This is a genomic window from Veillonella parvula (assembly GCF_018378075.1).
GTDB classification, from domain to species: Bacteria; Bacillota; Negativicutes; order Veillonellales; family Veillonellaceae; genus Veillonella; species Veillonella parvula_K.
The window spans coordinates 1-12337 of the sequence record NZ_JAGZYE010000016.1; the positions used below are offsets into that span (position 1 = coordinate 1).

The 12337-nt window shown below is 39.8% G+C and carries 3 protein-coding genes and 4 pseudogenes; all 7 read right to left on the reverse strand.

Annotation, left to right across the window (positions count from 1 at the left end):
- Positions 1 to 598 precede the first annotated feature (598 nt).
- Positions 599 to 1348 (reverse strand): annotated as a pseudogene (locus tag KH286_RS09400) (hypothetical protein).
- A 90-nt stretch (positions 1349 to 1438) separates the two neighbouring features.
- A pseudogene (locus KH286_RS09405) lies at positions 1439 to 3946 on the reverse strand (YadA-like family protein); the annotation flags it as partial.
- Between the two features lie 462 nt (positions 3947 to 4408).
- Positions 4409 to 6379 (reverse strand): DDE-type integrase/transposase/recombinase, encoded by a 1971-nt coding sequence (locus tag KH286_RS09410; protein WP_278617860.1) that lies wholly within the window; start codon positions 6377 to 6379, stop codon positions 4409 to 4411.
- Positions 6380 to 6782: 403 nt separating this feature from the next.
- Positions 6783 to 6935, reverse strand: a pseudogene (locus KH286_RS09415) (IS256 family transposase); the annotation flags it as partial.
- A gap of 395 nt (positions 6936 to 7330) precedes the next feature.
- Positions 7331 to 7894, reverse strand: coding sequence for a PepSY domain-containing protein (locus KH286_RS09420; RefSeq protein ID WP_278617861.1), 564 nt, complete (start codon positions 7892 to 7894; stop codon positions 7331 to 7333).
- A 264-nt stretch (positions 7895 to 8158) separates the two neighbouring features.
- Entirely contained in the window at positions 8159 to 10939 is a 2781-nt protein-coding gene (locus KH286_RS09425) for a YadA-like family protein (RefSeq protein ID WP_278617862.1), read from the reverse strand.
- Positions 10940 to 10941: 2 nt separating this feature from the next.
- Positions 10942 to 12337: pseudogene (locus tag KH286_RS09430) on the reverse strand (hypothetical protein); the annotation flags it as partial.

The following is a 12337-nucleotide window of genomic DNA, read 5'->3' on the forward strand; positions in this document are numbered from 1 at the left end:
CATGTGTTAAGCACGCCGCCAGCGTTCGTCCTGAGCCAGGATCAAACTCTCCAAGATATCTTGAAGCTATTTGAATAGCTCATTATTTGTTGTCGTTACATTGAAGTAACTTTGAATTATAGTTGGTTTTGACTATGTCAAAACCCGCACTCTGGCATATGTTCAATCGTTTTGATTGATTACCTATCATTGTTCAGTTTTCAAAGATCTGTGCCCCTTCATATGGGGTACTTGAATATAATAACATTTCCATATACTGATGTCAACAATATTTGGACAATTTTTACGACAAATTTCAGGAAAATTTTATTATTATTTTTGCACAATTTCACGGCCTAATTTTACAGATTTAAAACTTGAGTTATATTACTCTTTCAGACATATCATATAGGGAGAATTTAAAATAAAAAGAAGCCGCAACAAGAATACATCTATTGCATTCTGTTGCGACTTCTTGTCTATATGACAGTGTGTTAATAGAATCCCTTATTTGTGTCTCAACACTGTATATTAAAAACTTTTATATAAGGTTATTGTAACTGCACATTCCTTATAACAAAAGCTATACATATAATGTGATTATATATATATTAGATGATTAGTTATCTGTCTGAATCGCTTCACGAAGGTTAATTTCGTGCATGTCTCCAACAGAAGGTTCTTCTGCAGACATATTTTTTACAGTTTGTTTTGTAGCAAACCAAACTGCTTCGTTCATGTAATAACGCAATTCTTCATTAGATACATGTTCTTGATCTTGAGCCATGATATCAAGCATAGCATCTTCCAATGCTTGTGCTTCTTCATCAGTCAAAGGACCGCCAACGGCCTTTTGTTTTTGAAGCAATTCATTCATGCGATCAACCATGCTGCGCAATACATTGTAACCATAGCTATTTGTGTAACCTTGGTCCTTATCATATTTAGGGAATGTGTAATAGCTATACTCGTTTTTATTACGGTTTTCACCATTCCAGTTTAATGCAGTTTCTTGGCCATGTACATAACCTAAAGAATGTTTACGGAAATAATCAGCATAATTATGCTTATCTTTAGAATGTAACCATTTAGCTTCTTCTTTAGTTAACGCTTGATGATTATTCTTTTTGCTTTCAGCTAAAGCAATGTGTTTTTCGGCATTTTCCCATGCTTTCACAAATTCATGGATACTTTGCACTGCCTAAGGGCTAGCCACAGGAACCAATACAACAGAACCTGTTGTAGGCGCTTTAGCTGGATTTGGTAAAAGCAATGGATCATCAAATATAGCAGATGCCGCATTAACATGGAATACGCCACTGCCGAATAATACTGCCGCTGTGAAAGCAAGCAAAGTGGATTTTTTCATTATATATTCCTCTTTTCTATCAACGAATTAAATCGGGTGAGAGGACCCCCAAAAGGGAATCCTCAGCCCGTAATGTTCAGTATGAACGTATTATAAACCTAGTCTTGCCATCATTGCAGCAATATTAGCTTTCATTTGTTCATTTTCAGCTTTCAAATCAGCTACTTCACCTTTTAATCCTTGATTTTCAGCTTTCATTGCAGCAAGTTCACGTTGCATTGCATATGTGGAACTGATAGGTCCTTTACGGTAACGATCTGCAGTTTCTGCTTCACCGTCTCTGTTACCTACTTTCCAAGTTACACCAGCATTTGCCATCATATGGCTATTGCTACCCGCCCAAGCTACGCCAGCATGTAACATCATGGATTCATTTTTGTAATAAGCCACGCCTAATGCCAATGCGGAGTCACCACGGTAGTTACCATAACCTGCCATGATTTGAGTAGGTTCGTAAGGATCATAAGCCATAGGTTTCAATGCAGACAACGCAGAGGATAAAGCACCAACTTGACGAACTTCTTTTACAACATTATTCATGCTGTTTGCAACACGATTAAGTTGGGAACCATTAACAGCATCAGTAGAAGTGGAGCTAATTTCACCTGGAGCCACGTTAGTAATCTTATTACCGCCGTTGTTCAGACCAGAGCTTGTTAAGGATACGCTGCCACCACCATTATTCTTAATTGTGATACCGTTACCGTTCATAACAGTTGTATTACCAGCAGCATCCGTAGTAGTTACGGACTCAAGACCTTTCAAGTCTTTAGCCAACTTAATGTTATAACCATCACCAGCAGCGTTTTTCACAACACCGATATTATTATCTGCCAAACGGTTCACATCAGCACCACCAGTAAGGTTCATAGTATCTCCCAATCCACGAACCACTTTACCGCTATCGCCAGGTTGGTCACCTTGGAATACACGGCCTGTTCTTGCTTTATTATTGAAGTCGTCATTAACAGCTTTCAATTGATCTTCTGTCGCCGCACGACCTGGAACTGCTACAGGGTTTTCAGGATCCCAAGTTTTGTTATCCAAACCTGTTACGAAGTTGTCTTCTTTACCGTCAGAAGTTTGTTTACCTACGACTACGTCGCCAGCTTTCACAGTATTTGCTGTTACGGAACCGTTGTTGCCGTCGATTTTAACTTGATTATCACCTTTACCGGCTGTAATCGTTTCTGCAGCGCCATCCAACTTAACTTCTTTATCGCCATTGCCGGCTGTAACAGTACCTTCGGGACCGTCAATCTTAACTTGTTTTGCTGGGTCTTGGCCAAGAGTGATCTTATCGTTCAAGGCCATCTTGATAGCACCGTTATCCACGGAAGTTTTGATATTGCCGTCATCTTTTAGATCGATTGTTTCGCCAAGAGGTTTCTTCACGGATTGACCGTCTTCTGCTTCAAGACCAAAGCCTTTAGATTTAAGGCTTTCAACAGCATTATGCAATTGGCCACCGTTTACAGCGTCTTTGCTATCTTTTGCAACATTACCGTCTTGAACGTCTGTAATTTTATTACCAGCTTCATCAATGCCGTCCTTCGTCATGGATGGACCATCGGTGATCTTCACGCCGTCTTTTGTAACAGCTGTCAACGGATTACCTGCTACATCTTTAATAGTCATACCTTCGCCGTTTACAACGGTTTTACCATTTGCACCGTTAGCTCCGTTGTTGAAAGTAATGGAATTTAAACCTGTAAGGTCTTTAGCCAAACGAAGCATCAATGTGTCTGTACCGTCGGATACAACGCTGATGTTGTCATCGTTGGAGAGTTTAGTTTTATCAGTTACGCCACCCTTAACATTTACTTGAGTGTTAAGTTTTCTCTTAATAACGTCGCCAGAGTCACCACCGTATGCCATGCTGTCATCTTTGGTTGCCACTTGATGTGTCTTACCGTTTTCATCAGTGTATTTGATACGAGTGATTTCGTTACCGTTGAGGTCCGGATCACTTTTTTCAACAGAAATGTCAGCGCTATGGCCGTCTTTACCGTTAAGACCGATGTGACCTACGCCGTCTTTACCGGAAATAGATACAGCTTCTTTGCCGTCCTTACCGGTAACAGCTACCTTGCCGTCTGTACTGTTCGCAGTGTCAGGACCTGTAATGGACACGCCGTCCTTACCATCTTTGCCAACTTTCACGGATTCAGCTTTAAGGTTTTTATTCATCTTTACATTGATAGTTGTATTACCAGATGTTTGATCTTGTGTGATGAAAGTTTTAAGGTTTTCACCGCTGTAATCTTCGTCAGCTGCAGTGCCTTCACCGTTAATAGTCACTTTAGAGCCAAGCTTGTTAGTTTTTTCTCCGCCTTGGTTAGCATCGAATTTCAAACCTTTATTGGTCAATGCGTCCGCACTATCTTTAATTTTGTCATTCAAGTAGTCCACATTAACCGCTTCACTACCATCGTTGCCTGTAGCATATGCCACATTCGTTACATGAGTACCGCCTTGTTTGTTGTTATATGCAGGGCCTTCGTAAGTCACCTTGGATTTATCAGGATTACCAGTAGGGTCCAAATCATACTTAACAGCACGATCATTCAATTTATCAAGCTTGGATTTAGAAGCAACATCTTTGATGGTAACGGTTTCTGTTTGATTTGGATGATTCTTATCTTGTACAGTCAACGCTACATCGCCGTTCGCATCCACAGTGTAGTCTCCATTGGAGCCTGCCGCTTGATTTCTGATCAAACGATAATCAGTGGAGTTAGCACTTTGTGCATCCAACGCTTTTTTCAATTGATCTTCTGTTGCGGCACGACCGGATACAATCTTATCTGCATCCCAATCTTTATTATCAAGACCTGTTACATAGTTGCCTGTTTCGCTGTCGCCGGCCGCGTTGTTAACAGTTTGACCGCCCATAATAGCGTCGCCTGCTTTCACAGTCTTAGCAGCCGTTACGGAGTCAAGATTTTTAAGGTCTTTCGCCAATTGAAGTTCCAATTTGTCCGTTCCATCAGCTTTTACGTTGATGTTGCCGGATGCGCTCTTGAACGCTGCAGATTCAGCTGCAGTTACGCCTTCACCTTATACTTTCACCAAGGAGTTCAATTTTTGTTTATTCACGGTACCAGTGTTGTTGCCTGTGAATTGTAAACCATCTTCCATAGTAGCTACTTGGTGCTCGCCGTTGCCGTCAGTGTATACGATACGGGTAAGACCGTTTGTACCGTCTACACCTTTTTCGCCTTTAACGCCTGTAGCAGCATCATCGTAACCAGGTTTCACAGACAAGTCGATACCATTAGTACCGTTCACGCCGTTCGTTCCAGCAGGACCTGTCAAGCCGATATGGCCTACGCCGTCCTTACCGGAAATAGATACAGCATCCTTACCGTCAGCACCTGTGATGCCTACTTTACCATTATTGCCATCCTGACCGGCTGCGCCTGTAGGACCTGTAATCGTTACGCCGTCCTTACCGTCTTTACCGTTTTTGTTAACCTTAATGGTATCAGCGATAAGATTTTTATTCATCTTCACGTCAATAGTCGTGTTGCCTGTTGCCGCATCCTGTTTGATGAAAGTTTTGATATTTTCACCGCTGTAGTCAGCATCGGCAGCTTTACCTTCACCTTGAATAGTCACCGTAGAGCCTAATTTATTAGTTTGTACGCCGCCTACGTTAGCATCGAATTTAAGACCTGTATTAATAAGATCTGTTTTCGCATTATTAATATTAGTATTTAATTCGTTCTTAGCATCGTGTAATTGACCGCCGTTGACAGCATCTTTAGAACCAGCCGCTACGTTACCATTTTTCAAGTTAGTAATTTTTGTACCGTTAGGACCTTCTAATGTTACTGTGTCATGACCTGTGTTACCGTCATATTTTACGGAACGATCTTTTACCTTATCAAGTTCAGTTTTGGACGCAATATTTTTAATCGTTACAGTTATAACATCACTGGATTTTTCGTCTTTTACCTTCAAGTCAACTTGATTGTTTTCAACTTTATAAGAGCCGTCTGCCGCGTTGTTCGGATTAGCAATTAAGCGGTAATCTGTAGCACTTGCATTAGATGCTTTCAAAGCATTGCTAACCTTCTTAAGTTGGTCTTCTGTCGCTGCTCGTCCTTCTACATACGTAGGTTCTAAAATGTCCCAAGCTCTATTATCTAAGCCTGTTACAAAGTTACCGGTTTGATTACCACCTTTTTTATCTGCTACCGTATGATTACCTACAGTTGCAGTACCTGCTTTCACAGTGTCGGATGCCGTTACAGATTGCAAGCCTGTTAAGTTTTTCGCCAATTGCAATTGTAATTTTGCATTGCCATCAACGCCAACAGCCGCAGAAGTAACACCGATATTGTTGCCTGTAGCAAGATCAGCCGCACTTGTTACGCCACCTATGATATTCACTTGTTTATTAAGCTTAACATTGGAAGTGTCACCCATATCGCCTTGGAATTTAAGGCCATCATTCAATGTCGCCACTTCTTGTATTGTCAGTTTTCCTTGGTACGCATGAATTTCATCTAGAATTTTCATTTGGCTTTCTACTTTACCTTCCGTTTGTGGACGGCGCGCAATACAAGGTTTAAATGTAAAGCCAAAGTCACTTGAAAATTGCTCTGCTTTGGTATGAAGCTGCCCTTTAGTTCCAGCTAGCCTCGGTTGTACCATCACAGTCTTCATATTATCTGTTACTAGTACATGAGGAACACCTTGTAATTGCTCAACAAATTCTACCAATGCATCTTGTAATGTTTCAGTAGTTCTATCGAATGTGACCTTTGCTAATTTGTATCGAGAATAGCCTAATGTCATCAGCAATATGTTAAAAGTTATATGCGTTCCATCATGCAATAAGAATTTAATATTCTCTTTCCAATCCACTTGTGCTTGTTCAGCTGGTGCGGTTTCAAAGCGAATCGTATGCTGCGTACTAGGCGATGTATGTTTTCTATCAAAATAGGATTGAAACACGGGTGTCTTTGAAATATAACCACGAAATGTAGAGTAAGCAGCTGTGAGTCCATGATTGTCTACCAAGTATTGCCATAGAACACACTTGTAGTAAAACTGTTGGGGGGGTATCATCAGATAGTAAAGTCTGTATTATGTCATAAAATGCATCAATCATAGATGGTTTATGACGATGTGGATCAGGCGTTCCATTTTCATAATGAGATTTTATGGTACGTCTATCATAGCCTAATTCACGACCTAGTAAACTATAATTAGGTTTCAAATTGCAAGCCTCCATAATGTCTCTTAATAATGGTAAGTCTAATAATGATGTTACAGTAAATGAACTATTAATAGTGTATACGTATTGCATGTTGTTATCACTTCAACTATAGTATCGGTGATACAATCAAAATTGTACATTCTTATATCATCATTTTTGTACATTCTTAGAGTATCATTTACAAATATCGGTGCTGAATAATTAATTCAAGAATAGGTTTAACTCTTTACTTAAATTATTAATTTTAATAGTAAATGCCACCTTACAATGTTTGCAAAACAAACGCTGAAAACTAGATTTTAAAACACCATGTTTAATACATTTTTCATTACAATCAGGACATTTTATTTGTCGCATAAACTCTTCCTCCATATTTGTTTATATATAGGAAGATATAACCTCATTTTATTTAGTAATTACAAGGGTTAATTGAAGTTTTCACCCACACTTTTTGTCCACCCTCAAACTTCTTCAGAAAAAGATTAAACTTTTATAACATTAGATATTTACTAGTGTTATAAGGATTTTTACACACACTTTTTGTCCTATAAGCCGTATGTAAGCCTTATATGCTTACTTTTTTGTAAAAAAATAATGTTGGAAGTAACACCGTAGTGGTGTCACCCCAACATTTATTATAGATCCGCTTCTCTCATCAAAAAAGCAAGGTATTGTGCATAATATTCTATTTTGTAACGCTATACCTAAACACAATATATATACATTAATATATATTACTATTTTTGTTCGGGTTATTTAGTTACACTTAACAATTTTCCGCTCACTGCATCGAATACTACAGTAATGGTTTTCTTATCTTGTGTAGCAAACACAACTGTATATTGTGGCGTACCTTTTTCAGTTTTAACAGCCCAGCTTAACAGGCTTGTTGCTTTACCTTCTGCTTGCGCATAAGCAAAGTTTACAGCTACAGCAGGAGGCAAAATAGTAGATGGATCAAAAGCTGTTTTTTCTACAGTTTTTGTAAGTTTACCAACCTTTTCATCCTTAACTTCATTCGCTGTATTTGTAAATACGGCCTTATATACACCATCTTTATCAAAACCGCCAACAGTCAATGTAACGACTGTATCGGTAGCATCAAAAGAAATATCATTAATAGATGCACCCGCATGATGTTGTAAAAAACCATTGAGCATTAAATTTGCCCAACTAATCGCTTGATGCTGTTCATCAACAACAGCTACAGTTGGTCGTACAGGAACTAAATCGGCTGCATGAGCCATTGGAATCACCGCCCCAAATAAAGTTGATAACATTAAAAATATACGACTTTTCTTCAATACAGATTTCATATGTTACTCCCCAAATTCTTTACGTTTCAGACAACAGTAACATTTACTATTTACTATTTATTATGTACTGTTTTAACAATACGCTATCAATAACAAACGGACTCTATTGAGAGAGTGTGTAAGAGAAATAAAAAGAGTCCGTTTGTTTTCCCACAAGGGAGTAGTCAGCCATCTTGATAGCACGATAGCTGACTACCGAATGGACCTATATCGATTTCATCTAACTAATCTTCTTATAAAAGGGATTTGATAAACATATCAAAGTTATTGAATCTTAGCCAAAATCATATCGACCTTACGTTGCATATCTTCGTTTTGCTGACGAAGGGCTTCATTTTCAGCAGCTTGTTTTTGAACAATTGCTTGCAATGCTGTCACTTCATCTTGCATTACGTAGATTGAACTGATAGGACCACCTTTATATCGATCTGGAATAGCTTTCTTTTCAGGGCTATATCCAAATTTGTGGGTTACACCAGCATTTACGATACCATCGTGGCTATCCAAGGAAACACCAAAGTTAAACATAGTGTTTTCATTAGTGTAATGAGCCACACCAAGAGCTACAGCTGTTTGAGATTTGTAATTACCAATACCAGCCATAATTTGTGTTGGTTCTAATGGATCATATTGAATTGGTTTCAATGCAGCCAATGCGGCAGCACCTGCACCAGCCTTATACGCATAAGACTTAGCAACATTACTTGATGCACTAGCGACATTTTGTAACGCTTGGTCCATTTGTGCTTTATTCACTGCATCACCAGCATGAGTAGCAGCACCAATATTATTGATTTGTTTACCACCCATATCGAGATTACTATTAATGGATACATTACCAGGGTTAGAACCACTACCAGCATTAAGCGTAATAGTAGGAGCACCAGTACCACCACTAATAGAAGTAATACCTGTCAAAGCAGGATTCAATTTGTAATTAATTACACCAGTGTTGGCTGGATCCGCTGTAATTTGAATATTGCTATCACCTTTGAAATCAAAACCAGTAGTCAACGCTACAGAATTTTGCGTACCACCATTAGCCTTGTATTTAATATTACCTGTACCTGCAGTTGCAGTACTAATAGCGGCATTCATTTGACCCAAGTTAACGGCTTCATCATTATTAGCAGCATTAGCTAAACCACTGATACGGTTAGTATTCTTATCAATTACTACATTACCAACAGTAACTTTATCGAAAGAAACATCTTTCTTAGTAGCAATAGTAATATCTTTACCAGTATTCGTAACCTTGATATTATCGCCATCGTTGAAAGTAACTGTATCGCCACCTTTTACAGTTTCAGGTGTGCCACTATTAACTTTCACATTCCAAGCAGCTGTATCCTTAATCATTTGCTTACCAGCATTATCAATATTGCTCAAATCCTTCTTGGCTGCATTATTAGCAGTTGTTGTAGCATTATTGATTTGTGCACGTGTTGCAGCATCAAGGCCTACTGTAATACTTTGACCGCTTGCACTAGTTTCAATACCATTTGTACCTGTGATAGTCAATGTTTGACCATTGCTTACACTACCAGTACCTGTGTTACCAGCCGTATTGAATCCTACGTTAGCCGTAGCATTAGAAATCGCATTATCCATTTGTTGTTTATTAACAGCGGAATTAGGCGTTGTACCAGCTGCCACATTCTTAATTTCTGTGTTACCAGCATTGATACCACCAGTTGTTACAGAAATTGGGCTACCACTAGCAGGTGTAATTGTCATACCACCACCATTGATAACAGTTGTACCACTAGGTGTTGTGAAAGTTGCACTGCTTAAGCCAGTTAATGCTTTAGCCATGCGAATATTCAATGTGCCTGTCGCAGCATCACCAAGAACAGCAATGTTACCAGCTGTAAGATCTGCTGCCGTTGTAGAAGCGCCACCCTTGATGTTAAGTTTTTCACCATGTTTACGTGTAACAACAGTTGTATCATCGCCACCGAAATCATGTTTAGCATCAGTTGTTGCTTTATTAACAGCATTAGTAATAGCTGTATCCATTTGTGTCTTATTAACAGCGGAATTACCAGATGTAGCAGGACCTACATTTGTAATTTCCTTACCACCTGCATCGATACCATTATTCTTATCGATAACTACACCACCAACAGTGACTTTATCAAAGGATACATTCTTAGCTGTACCAATTGTAATCGCACGACCTGTATTCGTAATAGCGATGTTATCGCCATTGATGAGGTTAACAGTGTCGCCACCAGCTACAGCCGTTGTACCAGTACCATTGGTTTCTACATTCCAAGAAGCTGCAGATTTTGCAAGATTTTGAATATATGTATTACCAGCAGTAGACAAGTTGGACAAGTCTTTATTAGCAGCATTTTCAGCAGCTATTACAGCAGCACTCAATTTAGCCGTTGGAGCAATGGTTACATCATCACCTGTGGCAGATGTTGTAATGAGTGCGTTCGCACCAGTATCGCCCTTGATGTTGAATTTGATACCAGCTGGTGTGCTTAATTTTTTAGCTGTTGTTGTACCGGAATCACTACCTAAGGATACTTTGTTATCACCTAATGTAGTTACAGAATCAGTAGCAGCCTTCACAGCATCATCTGTGGTTGCTTTACCAACGTGTTTGATTTCTGTATTACCAGCGTCAATGCCAGATCCTGCGATAGTCACTGTGTGTGTACCATCAGTGAAGGCAGCAGATGTTAAACCAGTCAATGTTTTAGCAAGACGGATATTCAATGTACCCGCACCATCGGATACAACACCGATATTGCCTGTTGTCAAATCAGCATGGGTTGTTACGCCACCTTTAATGGATAAGACTTCACCATGTTTACGTACAGAGGTTGTACCTGTATCACCATCAAATTTGTGTTCTGCATTGGCAAGAGCTTGTGCTGTATTGGCAGTAGATTTAGTGATGGCATCGTTGATAGCGGATGCTACATTTTGTGTAGTCGCTACACCATCGGCACCAGTGGCACCGCCTGCACCTGTTGTACCATTTGCACCAACTTGACCAGCCGCAGTTACCACAAGGTTACCAGTCTTCACATCTACATTGTATGTTCAGTATCCATTTGGCCTTTATTTACTGCTTGATCGTTAGCAGTTGCGGCAGCTAAACCACCGATTTGTTTTGTCGTACCATCAATTACAATACCACTTGTGCCACCAACAGTCACTTTATCGAAGGCTACATTTTTAGCTGTGCCGATTGTAATGGAGCGACCTGTATTTGTAATAGCGATATTATCGCCATTGATGAAGTTAACAGTGTCACCACCAGCCACAGCCGTTGTGCCACCGCCATTTGTTTCTACATTCCAAGAAGCAGCTGTTTTAGCAAGGTTTTTAATGTACGTATCGCCTGCAGTAGACAAGTTGGACAAGTCTTTATTAGCAGCATTTTCAGCAGCAGTTACAGCAGCACTCAACTTAGCAGTTGGCGCAATCGTTACATCATCACCTGTAGCAGATGTTGTAATGAGTGCGTTCGCACCAGTATCACCTTTGATGTTGAATTTAATACCACCAGTTGTACTTAATTTTTTAGCTGTTGTTGTACCGGAATTACTACCTAAGGATACTTTGTTATCCCCTAATGTGCTGATGGAATCAGTAGCTGCCTTCACAGCATCATCCATTTGTTTCTTGTTAACAGCAGCATCATCAGTGGTTGCTTTGCCAACGTTCTTAATTTGTGTATTGCCAGCATCGATACCAGAACCATTCAACTTAACTATGTTAGTACCATCTGTAGCAGTCACACCAGATGGAGCTACAGTCGTTGTATTCGTACCATCAGTCGTTGTTACCCCACCTTTAGTGATAGTCGTTGTGTTACCAGCACCATCTGTAATTGTGGAGGAAGTACTAGTTACAGTTTGTGTATTACCAGCACCATCTGTATAGGTTGCAGATGTTAAACCGCTCAATACTTTCGCAAGACGGATGTTCAATGTACCTGCACCATCGGATACAACGCCGATATTGCCTGTTGTCAAATCAGCAGGGGTTGTTACGCCACCTTTGATGGATAAGACTTCACCGTGTTTACGTACAGAGGTTGTACCTGTATCGCCATCAAATTTGTGTTCTGCATCGGCAATAGCTTGTGCTGTATCAGTTTTAGATTTAGTGATGGCATCGTTGATAGCGGATGCTACATTTTGTGTAGTGGCTACGCCATCAGAACCAGTGGCACCACCTACACCTGTTGTACCATTTGCGCCAACTTGACCAGCCGCAGTGACCACAAGGTTACCAGTCTTCACATCTACATTGTATGTTTTTACACCACCAGTAGTGGAATCAGTTACAGTAGCAAGACCTGTGCCGGTGACCTTAACCGCATCTTGTGCTGCTGTTTGTGCTACCGCTTTAACAGCATTTTCAGAAACAGCAACTTCGTATGTTTCACCCTTAGGTGTACCAGTTTGACCTGTTACA

Coding starts and splice junctions, on each gene's coding strand:
- KH286_RS09420 (WP_278617861.1), bottom strand. CDS start 7,894: ATGAAATCTGTATTGAAGAAAAGTCGTATATTTTTAATGTTATCAACT.